We start from the raw sequence: 16,656 nt of genomic DNA, 5'->3' as shown, positions 1-16,656 counted from the left end.
GCGGCGGCGGCGGCGGCCATGGTAACGGCGGCGGCCATGGTAACGGCGGTGGCGGTCACGGCAATGGCGGCGGCAATGGTGACGGCGGCGGCGGTCACGGTAATGGCGGCGGCAATGGCGGCGGAAACGGTAACGGCGGCGGAAGCGGCGGCGGCGCCAATGGCACCGGCGGCCACGGCAATGGCGGCGGAAACGGTAACGGCAATGGCAGTGGCGGCGCCGGCAACGGCGGGGCCAACGGCGTCGGCAATGGCCACGGGACCGGCAACGGCAATGGTGGCGGTCACGGCAACGGCGGATCGTCCGGCGGCAACCACTGACCCGACGCGTTGCCCGGCCGAATACGGTCAGAGCATCTCGAGCGCGCGCTTGCTGCGCGGCGGACGGAAATACGCGTCAAGCTGCGCGCGCTCGTCATCGCTCAACACGAAATCGAGCGCGGCGCGGTTGTCGCGCACGTGTTCGATCCGCGACGCCTTCGGAATCGCGAATACACCGGGCTGCGCGAGCACCCATGCCAGTGCGACGCGCATCACCGACACGCCGCGCAGCCGCGCGATCTCGTCGAGCGGCGAGCGTTTCGGCAGCCGCCCGTGATCGACCGGGCTGTATGCCATCGCCGGGATCCGACGGTCGGCCAGCCACGGCAGCAGGTCGAATTCCGGGCCGCGTCGCGCGATGTTGTAGAGAATCTGGTTGGTTGCGCACGCCCCACCGCCCGCCTCGTCGACGAGTTCGGACATGTCGGCCGTATCGAAGTTGCTCACGCCCCAGTGGCGGATCTTGCCCGCGCGCTGCAACGCGTCGAAGCCCTCGACGGTTTCCTCGAGCGGCACCGAACCGCGCCAGTGCAGCAGGTACAGGTCGAGGCGATCGGTACGCAGGCGCTTGAGGCTCGCGTCGCACGCGGCGACGACGCCGCGCCGGCTTGCATGGTGCGGATAGACCTTGCTGACAAGAAACACGTCGTCGCGCAGGCCCGCGAGCGCGTCGCCGACCAGTTCCTCGGTCGCGCCGTCGCCATACATCTCGGCCGTATCGACCAATGTCATCCCGAGCTCGACACCCTCGCGCAGCGCGGCGATCTCGTCCGCGCGCCGCGCCGGCCGCTCGCCCATTTCCCAGGTGCCCAGGCCCAGCTTCGGAATCGTCTCGCCGTTCGGCAAAACGACCGTGGCGATCGTGTCTGTCATGCGTTCCTCGTCGCGGATTCGTGGCCGCACACCGCGGCCGAAGCATCGGATACGACGCATCAGTGTAGTCAATCGGTGCGCCCCCGGCCTATTACACGGCAAAAACCGGCTATAACGGCGCGGCATGATGACTTAGAATGGCCGCAACCTGATCGATACCCATTGTATGAAGGCACCCACGGACGACCGCTGGCAGGACCTGCGCCCCGACCCCGACAACGATACGCCGCTATACCTGCAGCTCGCCCGCAAGCTCGGCGATGCGATCCACGACAACCGCTGGACGGCCGGCGAAGCGCTGCCTTCCGAGCGTGTGTTGTCCGAAGCGCTCGGCGTGTCGCGCATCACCGCGCGCAAGGCGATCGCGCTGCTCGTCGAGCAAGGCTTGATCCGCCGCACGCAGGGCGCGGGCAACTTCATCCAGCCGCGCTACGAGGATCCGCTGTCGCGGCTGTCGAGCTTCAGCGAAATGCTCGAGCGCCGCGGCTTCAAGCCGAGCTCGCAGTGGCTCGCGCGCGAAATCCAGCCCGCGAACCGCGACGAAGTGATCCAGCTCGGACTGTCGCCGGCCGCATCGGTTACGCGCCTGAAACGCCTGCGTCTTGCCGACGGCATCGTGATGGCCGTCGAGAACTCGACGTTCCCCGCGACGCTGATTCCCGATCCGCAGGCGATCGTCGGCTCGCTGTACAGCTATCTCGAAGCGCGCGGCACGCCGATCGTGCGCGCGCTGCAGCACTTCCGCGCGGTCAACGCGACCGACGAGATCGCCGAACAGATGGGCATCGCCCCGCACGACGCACTGCTGTTGATCACGCGGATCGGCTATACGTCCGACCAGCGCGCGATCGAACTGACCGATACCTACTGCCGCAACGACTACTACGATTTCGTCGTCGAACTGCGCAAGTAACGCGACGCGCGTCGCCGGCCCTCACAGCCAGCGTGCGTCGTCGGTGCCGAGCGGCACGGGCGGCCGCGCGAACGACGGCGGCGTCGCCGACAACCGCTCGGCCGGCCGCACGGTGTCGAGCACGCCGAACGGCGACGCGATGCGGTCGATCCGGTCGCGCACGTCGGCCAACGCGAGATCAGGCGCGTGCAGCCCGTCCGGCACCGCGCCGAACGACTGCAGCCAGCGCCCCGTCTGCGCGAGCGACATCCGCACGTGCCAGCTTCCCCCTTCGCGCGCCCGCCGGGCGAGCGCGATCATCGCGCCGAACGCGGCGAGATACCCCGTTGCATGATCGAGCGCCTGGCACGGCAGATGGCGCGGCCCGCTCGCCTGCGCGGCCTGCTGCTCCTGCCATGCGATTCCGCTCGCCGACTGCACGAGGCTGTCGAACCCGCGCCGCTTCGCCCACGGCCCTGCATGCCCGTACGCCGACACCGACACGTAGACGATGCCGGGCCGCCGCGCCGCCAGGGCCTGCGGCGTGAAGCCGCGCGCCTCGAGCGCGCCGGGCCGGTACGACTGCAGGAACACGTCCGCATCGCGCGCCAGAGCGTGCAGCGTATCGACGCCTGCCGCGTCGCGCAGATCGATCCACGTCGAGCGCTTGCCGCGCCCGTTGTCGATCACGAGCGGCGCGATGTTCGGCAGGTGCGGACCGTTGACGAGCAGCGTCTGCGCGCCGTGCGACGCCAGCGTGCGGCCGGCGACCGGCCCCGCGATGATGCGCGTGAGATCGAGCACGCGCACGCCGGCCAGCGGCTGGCCGGCCTCGCCGCGGCCGATCGGCTCGGCCGGCGCGTCGCCGATCCGCTCGATCTCGAACAGCGGCAGCGACGCGATCGCGCGCGCCTGCTCGTGCGCCGCCCATTCGTCAGGGGTTCTGATCAATGCCGCGCAGAGGCCGGCGTCGGCCAGCGCGGTATCGAGTGCCGCGCCGTCCCACGTATGGATCGCCGCGGCGACGTCGGCGGGCTGCGAGCCGCAGCCGAGCACGTCGAGAATGCCGTGCAGGTGATGCGGGAAATTCGCGTGCAGCTGAATCCAGCGTCCGTCGCCCGTCTCGAAGAAGCCGGTCACCGGATGGCGCAACTCCGGCGGCGGCCCGTCGTCCACGCGCAGGTAGCGTTCGCTGCGGAACGCCACGAGCGCGTCGCGCACCGACACGTCGACCGATTGCGCCACGCCCGTTCGCAGCCGATGGCATTCGGCTGCCGCGAGCCCGGCTGCGGCGATCGTCGCGGCGGCAAGCGTGCCGACATGAAACGTCGACGGCAACGTCGGGTCCTGCCCGGTCACGGTCGTGCGGGCCAGCGCGTCGCGCTCGCCGTCTGCGAGTTGCCAAAGATGCGCCAATGCGAATTCGGGTGTCATGGTGAAGGAGACGCCGTTGAGGAGACGGAATCGAGTCTAGAATTCGCGACAGGCACGATCAATCTTGATTACGCGAATCAATACATAACGAATAGTTGTAGCGGGCCCGCGCTTCATGCGCGGCGACAGGAGCAACCGGCATGATGTCCGTCAGTGCGCAGGAAGCCGCCGGCATGCTCGGCGTCAGCGTGAGCACCCTTTACGCGTACGTGAGCCGCGGCCTGCTGCGCTCGCTGCCCGACGGCGCGACCAAGCGCCGCCGCTACGACGCAAACGAGGTGCGCCTGCTCGCGCGCCGCCGCGCCGACGCGAAGCGCGCGGGCGGCGTCGCCGAACGTTCGCTCGACTGGGGCGTGCCGGTATTGGAATCGCGAATCACGCAGATCGCCGACGGCCGCCTGCGCTACCGCGGCGCCGATGCGATCGCGCTGGCCGATGCGGCGACACTCGAGGAAACGGCCGCGCGGCTGTGGGACTGTCCGCCCGCGCGGCTGGCCGCCACGTCGCTCGCATCGACCGGTTTCGATGCGGCGCAGTGGGACGACTGGGCGCGTCGCTGGGCGCATCTCGCGCCGCTCGAACGGGCGCTGGTGCTGCTGCCGGCCGCCGCCGCGTCGCTGCCGCGCCTGTGGGCGCAGGGGCGCGACGCCCAGCTCGATTCCGCGGCGCTGCTGCTGCGCGTCGCGACGGCCGCGCTCGCCGGCATTGCGCCGGGCGACGCACCCGTGCACCGCCAGCTCGCGGCCGCGTGGCGCGTGCGACGGCGCAATGAGGCCGACCTGCTGCGGCGTGCGCTCGTGCTGTGCGCCGATCACGAACTGAATCCGTCGACCTTCTCGGTGCGCTGCATTGCGTCGACCGGCACCCATCTGTTCGGCGCGATCTCGGGCGGGCTCGCGGCGCTGTCGGGGCCGCGCCACGGCGGCGAGACGTTCCGCGCCGGCACGCTGCTCGACGAAGCCGCCCGCGCCGCCGATCTCGATCGCTACCTCGCGCTGCGGCTGGCGCACGACGAACGCGCGGACGGCGGCCGCACGGCCCTGTCCGGCTTCGCGCACCCGCTGTACCCCGACGGCGACCCGCGCGCGCGGGCGCTGCTCGATGCGCTGCACGCGGCGGCGCCCGAGCGACCAGCGCTGCGCATGGCGCGCGCGCTGGCCGCGCGCGTCGAAGCGGCGACGGGCCTGCGGCCGACGATCGATTTCGCGCTCGCGGCGCTGGCGCGCACGCTCGCGCTGCCCGACGGCGCGGCGTTCACGCTGTTCGCGGCCGGCCGCACGGCCGGCTGGATCGCGCATGCGTTCGAACAGTACGCGGACGGGAAACTGATCCGCCCGCGGGCGCGCTACGTCGGCAGCGACGCGGCCGCGTGACGCCGGCCGTCGCGCCACGCGGCGAACGGGCGCCACCATGCGGACGCGGTGCGCGCGGCCGGCGCCGCGAGCGGGCCGAACGCGAACGTCGCGCCGCGCGGCCCGGCGCTGACCCACGCGCGCGTGCCGGGCAGCAACGTCAGCGATGCGCCCGCGCCCAGCCAATGATCGTCGGGTCGGCCCTCGACGGTTACCCACACGTCGCCGTCGGCCACCTCGAGCAGCGTGCGATCGACGATCCGCCACCGTCCGGCCGGCTCGTCGCCGTCCATCACGTAAAGTCGCAGTTCGCGCATGGCAGCCTCCTGGTCGCACGGATTCGATGCCACCAGTATTTCGGATAGCGGCGGCACACGGACAGATACGGCCGCAGACACTTTCGGCTGAACTGTACTGGCCGCCCGACGGAGACAGGCGTCCGGCCGCCCGGCCGGGCGGGGCCACATGACATAGCGCCGAACCTGCACGGCGCGGCGGCTTTCCCTACAATGTCGGCTGTCCCGCGCCACCACCCCTGCCGTCATGTTCCAACGCCCGCCTGCCGCCGCTCCCGGCGAAAAGAACCTCACCGTGATGCTCTGGCTCGTTGCGACGGGCTTCTTCATGCAGACGCTCGACGCGACGATCGTCAACACGGCGCTGCCGTCGATGGCCGCGAGCCTCGGCGAATCGCCGCTGCGGATGCAATCGGTCGTGATCGCGTACTCGCTGACGATGGCGGTGATGATCCCGGTATCGGGCTGGCTCGCCGACACGTTCGGCACGCGGCGCGTGTTCTTCAGCGCGATCCTGGTGTTCTCGCTCGGCTCGCTGCTGTGCGCGAACGCCCATACGCTGACGCAGCTCGTCGCGTTCCGCGTCGTGCAGGGCGTCGGCGGCGCGATGCTGCTGCCGGTCGGGCGGCTCGCGGTGCTGCGCACGTTCCCGGCCGAGCGCTACCTGCCCGCGCTGTCGTTCGTCGCGATTCCTGGCCTGATCGGCCCGCTGATCGGGCCGACGCTCGGCGGCTGGCTCGTGAAGATCGCGTCGTGGCACTGGATCTTCCTGATCAACGTGCCGGTCGGCGTCGCGGGCTGCATCGCGACCTTCTATTCGATGCCCGATTCGCGCAACCCGGCCGCCGGCCGCTTCGACCTGAAAGGCTATCTGCTGCTGACGATCGGGATGGTCGCGATCTCGCTGTCGCTCGACGGGCTCGCCGATCTCGGCATGCAGCATGCGGCCGTGCTGGTGCTGCTGATCCTGAGCCTCGCGTGCTTCGTCGCGTACGGGCTGTACGCGGTGCGCGCGCCGCAGCCGATCTTCTCGCTCGAGCTGTTCAAGATCCACACGTTCAGCGTCGGGCTGCTCGGCAACCTGTTCGCGCGGATCGGCAGCGGCGCGATGCCGTACCTGATCCCGCTGCTGCTGCAGGTGAGCCTCGGCTACTCGGCGTTCGAGGCCGGGCTGATGATGCTGCCGGTCGCGGCGGCCGGCATGTTCTCGAAGCGGATCATCACGCGCCTGATCACGCGGCACGGCTACCGCAAGGTGCTGCTCGCGAACACGATCATGGTCGGCGTGATGATGGCGAGCTTCGCGCTGATGCGCGACACGGTGCCGGTGTGGGTGAAGGTCGTGCATCTCGCGCTGTTCGGCGGCTTCAACTCGATGCAGTTCACCGCGATGAACACGCTGACGCTGAAGGATCTCGGCACCGGCGGCGCGAGCAGCGGCAACAGCCTGTTCTCGCTCGTGCAGATGCTGTCGATGAGCCTCGGCGTCACGGTCGCCGGCGCGCTGCTCGCGACGTTCACCGGCATGCTGCGCACCGTGACGCCGAGCAACACGCTGCCGGCGTTCCATGCGACGTTCATCTGCGTCGGGATCATCACGGCCGCGTCCGCGTGGATCTTCGCGCAGCTCGCGCCGGAGATCCGCAGCACCGCGCGCAAGACCGACCCGTCCGAGCGCGCGTGACGCGCGGCGCGCGCCGAATCGGACCAGCGCGCACCATCGCGGTGCAACGCGGCCCGGCATGCGTGCGCGTGCCGACCGCGACGGGCGGCCGCACGCGGCGCCCCGCCGTGCATGCTTCTTGCTCGCCTGTTCTGAAGGTAAACTGGGAGTCTTCCTTCGGCCGACATCATGAGCATGATCGAAATCGATCCCCCCGGCTTTCAGCCGCCCCGCCCGGTCGCCGGCGACGACGGGAACCGGCGCACCGTGCTGTACGGCGGCTACACCGTGTTCAGCGTGTTCCAGCCCGTTTTCTCGGTGTCGCACCGGCGCGCGATCGGCTATCACGCGTCGCTGCGCGCGCACGACGAGGAAAGCCGCCAGGTGGCGTCGCACGAGGTGTTCACGCAGGCGGCGCGGCGCGGCGACCTGCTCGAGCTCGGCCGGCTCGCCGAATCGCTGCATCTCGGTAACTTCCACGCGTTCGACAGCCACGACGAATGGCTCTTCCTGAGCCTGCATCCGGCCGCGCTGATGGACACCATCTACGGCGACGCGCTGCTCGCGAACCTGAAGGCGCTCGGGCTGCCGCCGCACCGCGTGGTGCTCGAGGTGCCCGAGCAGGCCGGCGGCGAGACGCCGCGCTATGCGGCGATCATCGACGGGCTGCGCAAGGCCGGCTTCCTGATCGCGCTCGTCGGGTTCGGCGCGAAGCATTCGAACATCGATCGCGTGTGGCATCTGCATCCCGACATCGTCACGCTCGACCGCGGCATCCTCGCGCAGGCGAGCGAGCACTCGCATCTCGAACGCGTGCTGCCGGGGCTCGTGTCGCTGCTGCACGAATCCGGCCAGCTCGTGCTGATGGGCGGGCTCGCGACCGAACGCGACGCACTGATCGCGCTCGAATGCGACGTCGATTTCGTGCAGGGCCAGTACTTCGCGGGGCCGAGCGTCGATCCCGTGCAGCCGCAGGCCGCCGCGGGCTGCATGGATACGCTGTCGGCCGCGCTGCGGCTGCGCGTCGCGCAGCGCGAGCGCACGCAGGCGGAACGGCTCGCGCCGTACGTCGCCGCGCTCGAGGAAGCGAGCCGCAAGCTCGGCGCGGGCGAATCGCTCACCGATGCGGCGGCCGCCGTGCTCGGGTTGCCCGAGACCGCGCGCTGCTTCCTGCTCGACGCGTCGGGCCGCCAGATCGGCGACAACGTGCTCGCGCGCGGCAGCGTGTCGCAACGCGCGAAGCGCTTCCGGCCGCTGCTGCATTCCGAAGGCGCGAGCTGGGAACGCCGCCCGTACTTCATCGACGCGATGCGCGCGCCGGGCGGCGTGCACCTGACGCCGCCCTACCTGTCGATCAACGAGGCGCACCTGTGCGTGACCGCGTCGATCGCCGCCCCGGCCGCGACGGGCATGCAGGTGCTCTGCGTCGACATCAACTGGGAAGCGGCGCTCAGCCGTGAGTGAACCCGACAGCGCGCCGCGTTCATGCGTCGCCGCCCGCCTTGCGCACGATCAGCCGGTGCACGTGCTTGCCGGACGACGCGCTGACGACCTCGTGTTCGTCGATCACGTGCACGCCGGCGCCCAGCGCCGCGCGCATCCGCGCCGAGTCGAGCGACGTATAGAGGCGGCCACGCTCGTCGCGCAACGTGCCGTTTCCGGCCACCCGCCAGCTCAGGTACAGCGTGCCGCCCGGCATCAGCAGATCGGCCAGCCGCGCGACGGCGGCCGCTGCGTCCGCCTGTTCGAGATGCATGACGACCGTTTCGCACAGCACGTTGCGAAACGCGCCGGACGGTACGCCGGCCAGCGCCGGCAACGCGGCCAGCTCGAAGGTCAGGCCCGGATGGCGCCGCCGCGCCTCGTCGAGCAGCGCGGCGCTCGCGTCGTAGCCGCGCACGTCGAAGCCGCGCGACGCGAGCCAGGCCGTGTCGCGCCCCGCGCCACAGCCGACGTCGGCGGTCAGTCCTGGCGAAAAATGCTGTTCGAGCAACGCGTACATGTCGTCGGGCGCAGCCTGGTCGAGCCAGTCCTGCGCGTATTGCGCGGCATGGGCCTCGTAGGCATCGAGAGTCGGGCGATCCACCATGGCGCTTGCTCCGCAAAGGCGTCGTATGACGCACTCCGCATCTTAGCCGTTGCGCACGGCCCGCGCCGCCGGCGGAGGGTGCGACGCTGGCCTACGCGGCCGGCGCGTGGCCCGCACGCGGCGCCTGCGCGGCCAGGTCGGCCCACAGCGCATCGCCGCGCCACGCCGGGCGCGCCGCCGCGCTTTCCGCGTCGTGGACGAGCGCGCACAGTCGCGCATTGACCGGCGCCGGCGCACCGAAGCGCCCGGCCAGCCGCACGATTTCACCGTTGATCCAGTCTACTTCCGTCGCGCGGCGCGCCGCGAGATCGTCGGACATCGACGAGCGCGCCAACGGATCGATCGCGAGCATCCGGCCGCCGAGCACGCGAAAAGCCGCATCGGGCAGATCGAGCACGGCCGGGATCCAGGCGGCCGGCAGCGGCGTCAACCGCGCAGGCCGGATCGCGGCCCGCGCGAGCCAGTGCAGCGCCTCGCGCTGGGCCAATGCGACGCAGCGCCGGTACGTGCGTTGGGCGAGTTCGTCGCGCAGCGGCAGGTTCGCGAGCGCATTGATCGCGTTGTTCAGGTTGAGCAGCAGCTTCGCCCACTGCACGGCGCGCATGTCGCGATGCAGCACGAGCGGCAATCCGGCGCGCGCGAACAGGCCGGTGAACGACCGCAGCGCGGGCGACGCGTCGGCCGCGAGCGTACCGGCCGAACCCTGGTGAAACGCGCCGGGCCCGCGCTCGATCACGTTGAACGGCACCATGCCGGCCAGCACGGTCGCTTGCGGTAGCGCGTCGCGCAGCGTGTCGGCGTTATGCAGGCCGTTCTGGAAGCTGATCACGATCGTGCCGGGCCGCAGCACGCCGGCCAGTTGCGCAGCAACCTCGCGCGTGGCGGCCGACTTCACCGCGACGAGCACGAGCCGGGCGTCGGCCGCCGCGGCCGGATCGGTCGAGAATCCGACATCGGCCGGCGCGAGCGCCGCGCGATAGCCGCGCTGATCGGTCAGCGTGAGCCCGTGCAGACGAATCGCGTCGCCGATCCGAGCGCGGCCGACGAGCGTCACGTGCGCGCCGCCCGCCGCGAGACGGCCGCCGAGATAGCAGCCGACCGCCCCCGCGCCGAACACGCAGACCGGCCCGGCCGGCCCATCAGACATGCGAATGCGCGCCGCCATGCACGGGGCCCGCGCGCCGCTCGACTTCGCGGCGCACGTCGCCGCGCAGCCCCGCGAAGAACGCGACCTCGGCGACGACGAACAGCGGCCCGACGATCAGGCCGACCAGATCGTCGACGAACGCGGGCTTGTGGCCTTCGAACCAGTGCCCGACGAACTGCACGATCCAGCCGACGACGAACGCGCCGATACCGATCGCGAGCCATTGCACGGTCGGCAGCAGCGCCAGCGACTGCGCGGCCCACAGGCCGAGCGCGAGCAGCACGGTCATCACGATCCCGAACCGCAGGTCGAGACGCAGGTAGAACACCGCGGACACGACGGCAAGCAGCAGCGCCGGCGACAGCGCGATACCGGCCAGCGCCCCGATCGCCGGCCGCGACAGCAACACCTCGACCGCGAACACGATCATCGGGATGCCGACCAGATGCGTCGCGATGTTGCGCGCGTCGCGATGGTAGGCCGCATACTGGGAAAGATGGTCTTCGAGGGTTTTCATCGCGTCTCCTGATCGGTTATTGAGCGCTATGATGCGCGTCACGCCCGAGAACCTCTGTCAGCTACCCGACATCGCGTGCCCATGCCTGCCTCGCTCGCCCCGTACCTGCCGCAGATCGAAGCGAACCCGTGGTTCGCCGCGCTGCCGCCCGCGCTGCGCGTGGAGCTGATCGCCCGCGCGACGCTGCGCCGTCTGCCGGCCGGCCACGCGCTGTTCCGGCGCGGCGACCCGCCGTGCGGGCTGTACGCGGTACTGGCCGGTTCACTGACGATAGGGGCGGTCGATCCGCAGGGCAAGGAAGCGCTGCTGACGGTAGCCGAGCCCGTCACCTGGTTCGGCGAGATCGCGTTGTTCGATGGCCAGCCGCGCACGCACGACGCGATCGCGCTCGACGACGCGCTGCTGCTGCACGTGCCGCAGGCCGCGCTGCTCGCGATCCTCGATACGACGCCGCAATACTGGCGGCAGTTCGCGCTGCTGATGGCGCAAAAGCTGCGCCTGAGCTTCCTGACGGTCGAGTCGATGAGCGTGATGCCGGCCGCGCAGCGGCTCGCCGCGCGACTGCTGATGATCGCCGAAGGCTACGGCGGCATCAGCGCCGGGCGCACGCACATCCGGCTGTCGCAGGAAACGCTCGCGTCGATGCTGTCGCTGACGCGGCAGACCACCAACCAGTTGCTGAAGGCGCTGCAGGCCGACGGCGTCGTGCGGCTGCACGTCGGCGAGATCGAGCTCGTGGACATCGACGCGTTGCGCCGCGCGAGCGGGCTCGGCGACGGCACGTACTGAACGCCGCACAACGGTCTCGATCACCTCTATCGGCGCGCTACGCGCAGCCCGCGGCCGCCGAGTTGCGCTATCGTGGCGGCTCGTTCCGTCCGCCGCGCGCACCGCCTTGAATACGTCGACTCTCCCCGCCCCCGCCCGTCATCCGTGGCCCGTATTCATCGCGTTCCTGCGGCTCGGCCTCACGTCGTTCGGGGGGCCGGTCGCGCATCTCGGCTACTTTCGCGCGGAATTCGTCACGCGGCGCGGCTGGCTCACCGAGCGCACCTATGCCGATCTCGTCGGGCTGTGCCAGTTCCTGCCGGGACCGGCGAGCAGCCAGGTCGGGATGGCGATCGGTCTCGCGCGTGCCGGCTATGCCGGCATGTTCGCCGCATGGCTCGGTTTCACGCTGCCGTCGGCGCTGCTGATGATGCTGTTCGCGCTCGGCGTTCATGCAACGGGCGCGCCGATCGAAGCCGGCGCGCTGCACGGGCTGCGCATCGTGTCGGTCGCGGTGATCGCGCAAGCCGTGTGGGGCATGGCGCGCACGCTGTGTCCGGATGCGCGGCGCGTCACGCTGATGGCCGCAGCCGCATGTGTCGCGCTGCTCGCGCCGGCCGCCTGGACGCAAATCGCGGTGATCGTCGCGGCCGGGGCGACCGGTCTCGTCCTGCTGCCGCAACCGGCGCGCGACGCGCACGAACCGTTGCCGCTGCACGTATCGCGCCGCGCAGGGGTGCTGTGGCTCGCAGTGTTCGCGGCGCTGCTCGTCGCGCTGCCGTTCGCGGCCCGCGCGCTGCGCTCCGATACGCTCGCCGTCGTCGATGCGTTCTTCCGCACGGGCGCGCTCGTGTTCGGCGGCGGCCATGTGGTGCTGCCGCTGCTGCAGGCGGCGGTGGTCGCGCCCGGCTGGGTCGGCGATTCGGCGTTTCTCGCCGGGTATGGGGTCGCGCAGGCGGTGCCAGGGCCGCTGTTCACGTTCTCGGCATTCCTCGGTGCGTCGCTGCGCGATGCGCCGAACGGCTGGCTCGGCGGCACGATCGCACTCGTGTCGATCTTCGCGCCGTCGTTCCTGCTCGTCGCCGGCACCGCGCCGTTCTGGGAGCGCCTGCGCCGCAGCGCGCAGATGCAGGCCGCGCTCGCCGGCGTGAACGCGGCCGTCGTCGGGCTGCTGCTCGCCGCGCTCTATCATCCGGTCTGGACCGACACGATCGTCGCGCCGCGCGACCTGGCCGCCGCACTGGTCGCCTTCGTCGCGCTGGTGTTCTGGCGCGTGCCGCCGTGGGCCGTCGTGATCGCGAGCGCGACGCTCGGCTGGCTGCTCGGCATGGCCGGCTGATCCGGCCGACGCGGCACGTTCGGAGCGGGACCAAAAACAAAAAGCCCTCGAAACGAGGGCTTTTTTCGATGCCGCGCGCCGTGGCGGCGCGCAGGCGCCGGACTTACGCGAAGTTCTTCGCTGCGAAGTCCCAGTTCACGATGTTCCAGAACGCTTCGACGAACTTCGGACGGGCGTTGCGGTAGTCGATGTAGTACGCGTGTTCCCACACGTCGATCGTCAGCAGCGCCTTGTCGGCGGTCGTCAGCGGCGTGGCTGCGTTGCTCGTCGACACGATGTCGAGCGAACCGTCAGCCTTCTTCACGAGCCATGCCCAGCCCGAACCAAACGTGCCGACTGCGGCCTTCGTGAACGCTTCCTTGAACGCGTCGTACGAACCCCACTTCGCGTTGATCGCATCGCCCAGCGCGCCCGTCGGTGCGCCGCCGCCGTTCGGCGACAGGCTGTTCCAGAAGAACGTGTGATTCCAGATTTGCGCGGCGTTGTTGAAGATGCCGCCCGACGACTTCTTGATGATCTCTTCCAGCGGCAGGTTTTCGAATTCCGTGCCCGGGATCAGATTGTTCAGGTTCGTCACATAAGCCTGATGATGCTTGCCGTAGTGGTACTGGATCGTCTCGAGCGAGATGGTCGGCGCGAGTGCGTCTTCAGCGTACGGGAGCGGCGGGAGCGTATGAGCCATGGCGATTCCTTCGTTGAGTATGTAGGGGGGCTTGTGTTGAATGCTGCCGAGCGTCCGATTGTAGGCGAGGACGAATAACCCCGCAAACTCACGGGCCATTTATCCGCGGTATGCGAAAAAGCGATGCTGGCGCAACGTCCGGCAGAACCAACCCGACGACGCGCAGCATTCGTGCCCGGCCGCGTCGCACGCGTTGCGACGTTCCTCGCGTTTCGCTCGCGCCGCTTACGTCAGATCGTATCGGTCAGCCGCGGCTGCACGTCGGCGAGCGACACGTCCGCCGAGCCTTCGGCGAGATGCACGGTCAGGCGCCGCTGCGGCTTCAGCGCGTTCGGCGCGCGCACCGCGCGGCCCGTCTGCGCATCGATCAGCGCCGCATAGCCGCGCTCGAGCGTGCGCTGCGGGCTCAGCACCTCGAGCCGTGCCGCACAGGCTGACACACGCGCCGTGTCGCGTTCGTGACGGCGCTGCAATGCGACCGCGAGGCGTTGCGACAGCCCCGCGAGCACGTGGCGCGCCTGTGACGGATCGGGCCGCGCGCGCTGCCAGCGCAGCTGCGCGAGCGCGAAACGCGCACGTGCATCGCGCACCGGCCGCGATGCTGCCGACGCCAGCCGCACCGCGAGCTGCTCGACGTGCGTGCGCTGCCGCTGCAGCCGCTCGGCCGGGCTCACGAGCCGGCGTGCGAGCCAGTCGAGCTGCTGCGCGCGCTGTTCGAGCCGGCGCGCCATGCCGCGCGCGAGCGCGCGCTGGCGCTCGTCGACCTCGCGCAGCAGCAGCGCGCGCTGCGGGCTCGCGAGCTCGGCCGCGCCGGTCGGTGTCGGCGCGCGCAGGTCGGCCGCGAAGTCCGCGATCGTGAAATCGGTTTCGTGCCCGACGCCGCTGACGACCGGCAGCTCGCTCGCCGCGATCGCGCGCGCCAGCGCTTCGTCGTTGAACGACCACAGATCCTCGATCGAGCCGCCGCCGCGACAGACCAGCAGCACGTCGACCTCGCGCCGCGCATTCGCGGTCACGACGGCCGCGACGAGCTTGTCGGCGGAACCGGCGCCCTGCACGGGCGCCGGATAGACGATCACCGGAATATGCGGCGCGCGCCGGGCGAGCGTCGTCAGCACGTCGCGCAGCGCGGCGGCCTGCAGCGACGTGACGATGCCGATCGCGCGCGGGTGGGCCGGCAACGGCCGCTTGCGCTCGGGGGCGAACAGGCCCTCGCCTTCGAGCTGCGCCTTCAGCCGCAGGAACGCCTCGTACAGGCGCCCCTGCCCGGTGCGCCGCACAGCTTCGACGTTGAGCTGCACTTCGCCGCGCGGCTCGTACATCGTGACGACCGCGCGCACCTCGATGCGGTCGCCTTCGCGCGGCGTGAATTCCGCGTATTGGGCACGGCCGCGGAACATCACGCAGCGCATCTGCGCCTGCTGGTCCTTGATCGAGAAATACCAGTGGCCGCTCGCGGCGCGCGTGAAATTCGACACTTCGCCGGAAATCCACAGCAGCGGAAACGAACGCTCGAGCATCGTCGAAATCGCACGATTGAGCGCCGAAACGGGAATCACTTCGTCGCCGCCGCGCGTGGCGCCGGGGGCGGAAAAAGGAGAATCGGAAAGCATGGGCGGTCGGATGAATGCAGGCGGCGTCACGATAGTCCGACACGCGCGCGGCGTCCAGCACCGCCGCATTCGCCGCCGTGCACGGAAAGGTGTCCACACTCTGGCATTCGTCCGCGTAAAACGCTCGGAAACCGCTAAAAAAACCAGACGATTCCTCGTAACGCGTTGATTTTTATAATTTTTTAAACCTTTCGAAATGATTCTCATCCGATTCGATGCCCGCCGGACGGGCGTTTGAGGCAATCGACCGGGGAGTTTTTCACAGAGTTATCCACAGGCCGCCGCGATCCGGCCCCGCGAGCTTCGGCGGCCGGTCGCGCTTGCCGCGCCGGCGTGCGGCGCGCTAGAGTGCCGCCTTCCACCGACCCTGCGGCATGCGCCGCCCAACGGAGAATCCGCCTTGACGAATCCGTCCCCCGCCGCGGCGCACGACGCGCCGCGCCCGGCCCGATGAGCGCGCCCGGCGGCCCGCTCGCGCGACTCGAAGCGCGCCTGACACGCGAATGGCAGCGGCGCGGCGCGCTCGCGTGGGCGCTCACGCCGTTCGCATGCGTGTTCGGCCTGTGCGCGGCGCTGCGGCGCACCGCTTACGCGCAAGGCTGGAAGCAGCCGGTCGATGTCGGCGTGCCGGTGGTCGTGGTCGGCAACGTGACCGTCGGCGGCACCGGCAAGACGCCGACCGTGATCGCGCTCGTCGACGCGCTGCGCGCGGCCGGCTTCACGCCCGGCGTCGTGTCGCGCGGCTACGGCGCGAACGTGAAGGCGCCGACCGCCGTCACGCCGGCGTCGCGCGCGGGCGCGGCCGGCGACGAACCGCTGCTGATCGCGCGCCGCACCGGCGCGCCCGTGTGGGTGTGCCCGGACCGCGTCGCGGCCGCGCAGGCGCTGCGCGCCGCGCATCCGGACGTCGACGTGATCGTCAGCGACGACGGCCTCCAACACTACCGCCTCGCGCGCACCATCGAACTCGTCGTATTCGACCACCGGCTCGGCGGCAACGGCTTCCTGCTGCCGGCCGGGCCGCTGCGCGAGCCGCTGTCGCGGCACCGTGACGCGACGCTCGTCAACGACCCGTACAGCGGCGCGCTGCCGCCGTGGCCCGACACCTACGCGCTCGCGCTGACGCCGGGCGCCGCGTGGCATCTCGACCAGCCCGCGCTGCGCCGCCCGCTGTCGCAATTCGCGAACGAGCGCGTGCTCGCCGCGGCCGGCATCGGTGCGCCGGAACGCTTCTTCGCGACGCTGCGCGCGGCCGGCCTCGCGCCGGCGACCCGCGCGCTGCCCGACCATTACGCGTTCGCCGACAATCCGTTCGTCGACGATGCCGTCGATGCGATCCTGATCACCGAGAAGGATGCAGTAAAATTGGGCGCTTCCTGGCGCGACGCCCGACTGTGGGTTGTCCCCGTCGAAGCCGCGCTCGACCCTCGCCTCATTGCCCTCGTTGTGGAGAAACTCCGTGGACGCTCGCCTGCTTGAAATCATTGTGTGCCCTATCTGCAAAGGCCCGCTCCACTACGACCGTGCCGCGCAGGAGCTGATCTGCAACGCGGACAAGCTCGCCTACCCGATCCGCGACGGCATCCCCGTGATGCTCGTCGACGAAGCGCGCCAGACCGTCGAAGGTACGCCGGTCGACCCGGCCGGCCGCTGAACCGCCGCGCCGCTCGC

At 70.5% G+C, this 16,656-nt stretch carries 17 protein-coding genes; 8 read left to right on the top strand and 9 right to left on the bottom strand.

The features are described from left to right. A partial coding sequence (locus HWW87_RS36340) for a hypothetical protein (RefSeq protein ID WP_175824304.1) occupies positions 1-287 on the bottom strand: 287 nt, incomplete at its 3' end. 60 nt (positions 288-347) lie between these two features. Beyond that, positions 348-1,193, bottom strand: coding sequence for an aldo/keto reductase (locus HWW87_RS36335; RefSeq protein ID WP_175824303.1), 846 nt, complete (start codon positions 1,191-1,193; stop codon positions 348-350). Positions 1,194-1,359: 166 nt separating this feature from the next. Between HWW87_RS36335 and HWW87_RS36330 the strand changes: the two genes are divergently transcribed. Further along, positions 1,360-2,106 carry a GntR family transcriptional regulator gene (locus HWW87_RS36330; RefSeq protein WP_006489667.1) on the top strand — a complete coding sequence of 249 codons (747 nt, stop codon included), beginning with the start codon at positions 1,360-1,362 and terminating at the stop codon, positions 2,104-2,106. A gap of 21 nt (positions 2,107-2,127) precedes the next feature. Here HWW87_RS36330 and HWW87_RS36325 read toward each other — a convergent pair whose 3' ends face one another. Further along, positions 2,128-3,519 (bottom strand): CoA transferase, encoded by a 1,392-nt coding sequence (locus HWW87_RS36325; protein WP_175824302.1) that lies wholly within the window; start codon positions 3,517-3,519, stop codon positions 2,128-2,130. A gap of 140 nt (positions 3,520-3,659) precedes the next feature. Here HWW87_RS36325 and HWW87_RS36320 point away from each other — a divergent pair, with 140 nt between their 5' ends. Continuing rightward, on the top strand, positions 3,660-4,892 hold the full coding sequence (locus tag HWW87_RS36320) for a citrate/2-methylcitrate synthase (RefSeq protein WP_175824301.1): 1,233 nt from the start codon (positions 3,660-3,662) through the stop codon (positions 4,890-4,892). Here the strand turns inward: HWW87_RS36320 and HWW87_RS36315 are convergent. Next, positions 4,865-5,188, bottom strand: coding sequence for a DUF2917 domain-containing protein (locus HWW87_RS36315; RefSeq protein ID WP_175824300.1), 324 nt, complete (start codon positions 5,186-5,188; stop codon positions 4,865-4,867). The genes HWW87_RS36320 and HWW87_RS36315 overlap by 28 nt on opposite strands. Before the next feature lie 226 nt (positions 5,189-5,414). Between HWW87_RS36315 and mdtD the strand changes: the two genes are divergently transcribed. Then, complete coding sequence (gene mdtD, locus HWW87_RS36310; RefSeq protein WP_034208205.1) at positions 5,415-6,851, top strand: multidrug transporter subunit MdtD; 1,437 nt, start codon at positions 5,415-5,417, stop codon at positions 6,849-6,851. A gap of 168 nt (positions 6,852-7,019) precedes the next feature. Then, on the top strand, positions 7,020-8,294 hold the full coding sequence (locus HWW87_RS36305; protein ID WP_174390087.1) for an EAL domain-containing protein: 1,275 nt from the start codon (positions 7,020-7,022) through the stop codon (positions 8,292-8,294). A gap of 19 nt (positions 8,295-8,313) precedes the next feature. Here the strand turns inward: HWW87_RS36305 and HWW87_RS36300 are convergent, their stop codons facing one another. The 3 genes from HWW87_RS36300 to HWW87_RS36290 all read right to left on the bottom strand — a co-directional run bounded on the left by HWW87_RS36300 (position 8,314) and on the right by HWW87_RS36290 (position 10,583). Beyond that, positions 8,314-8,919, bottom strand: a complete 606-nt coding sequence (locus tag HWW87_RS36300; RefSeq protein WP_175824299.1) for a methyltransferase domain-containing protein — start codon at positions 8,917-8,919, stop codon at positions 8,314-8,316. Positions 8,920-9,010: 91 nt separating this feature from the next. Next, positions 9,011-10,066: a 2-dehydropantoate 2-reductase gene (locus tag HWW87_RS36295; protein ID WP_175824298.1), complete on the bottom strand. Its 1,056-nt coding sequence runs from the start codon at positions 10,064-10,066 to the stop codon at positions 9,011-9,013. Continuing rightward, positions 10,059-10,583, bottom strand: coding sequence for an Mpo1-like protein (locus tag HWW87_RS36290; protein ID WP_175824297.1), 525 nt, complete (start codon positions 10,581-10,583; stop codon positions 10,059-10,061). Before HWW87_RS36290 ends, HWW87_RS36295 begins: the two co-directional genes overlap by 8 nt. 81 nt (positions 10,584-10,664) lie before the next feature. Between HWW87_RS36290 and HWW87_RS36285 the strand changes: the two genes are divergently transcribed. Beyond that, the gene (locus HWW87_RS36285; RefSeq protein ID WP_175824296.1) at positions 10,665-11,372 is read left to right on the top strand and encodes a Crp/Fnr family transcriptional regulator; all 708 of its coding nucleotides are present in this window, start codon (positions 10,665-10,667) and stop codon (positions 11,370-11,372) included. A gap of 106 nt (positions 11,373-11,478) precedes the next feature. After that, positions 11,479-12,690 carry a chromate efflux transporter gene (gene chrA / locus HWW87_RS36280; RefSeq protein ID WP_175824295.1) on the top strand — a complete coding sequence of 404 codons (1,212 nt, stop codon included), beginning with the start codon at positions 11,479-11,481 and terminating at the stop codon, positions 12,688-12,690. Positions 12,691-12,793: 103 nt separating this feature from the next. Here chrA and sodB read toward each other — a convergent pair whose 3' ends face one another. Both sodB and xseA read right to left on the bottom strand, forming a co-directional pair. Further along, the gene (gene sodB / locus HWW87_RS36275) at positions 12,794-13,372 is read right to left on the bottom strand and encodes a superoxide dismutase [Fe] (protein ID WP_174433789.1); all 579 of its coding nucleotides are present in this window, start codon (positions 13,370-13,372) and stop codon (positions 12,794-12,796) included. 230 nt (positions 13,373-13,602) lie between these two features. Continuing rightward, positions 13,603-14,985, bottom strand: a complete 1,383-nt coding sequence (xseA, locus tag HWW87_RS36270; protein WP_175824294.1) for an exodeoxyribonuclease VII large subunit — start codon at positions 14,983-14,985, stop codon at positions 13,603-13,605. Between the two features lie 450 nt (positions 14,986-15,435). Here xseA and lpxK point away from each other — a divergent pair, with 450 nt between their 5' ends. After that, on the top strand, positions 15,436-16,464 hold the full coding sequence (lpxK, locus tag HWW87_RS36265) for a tetraacyldisaccharide 4'-kinase (RefSeq protein ID WP_175824293.1): 1,029 nt from the start codon (positions 15,436-15,438) through the stop codon (positions 16,462-16,464). Then, complete coding sequence (locus HWW87_RS36260; RefSeq protein WP_006482216.1) at positions 16,445-16,639, top strand: Trm112 family protein; 195 nt, start codon at positions 16,445-16,447, stop codon at positions 16,637-16,639. The genes lpxK and HWW87_RS36260 overlap by 20 nt, the downstream gene beginning before the upstream one ends. Positions 16,640-16,656 lie beyond the last annotated feature (17 nt).

The sequence above is a fragment of the Burkholderia sp. BCC0419 genome (assembly GCF_902830285.1).
In the GTDB taxonomy this organism is placed as follows: Bacteria; Pseudomonadota; Gammaproteobacteria; order Burkholderiales; family Burkholderiaceae; genus Burkholderia.
Note: the sequence above shows the minus strand (reverse complement) of the source record. Positions and strands in the feature narration are given on the sequence as shown.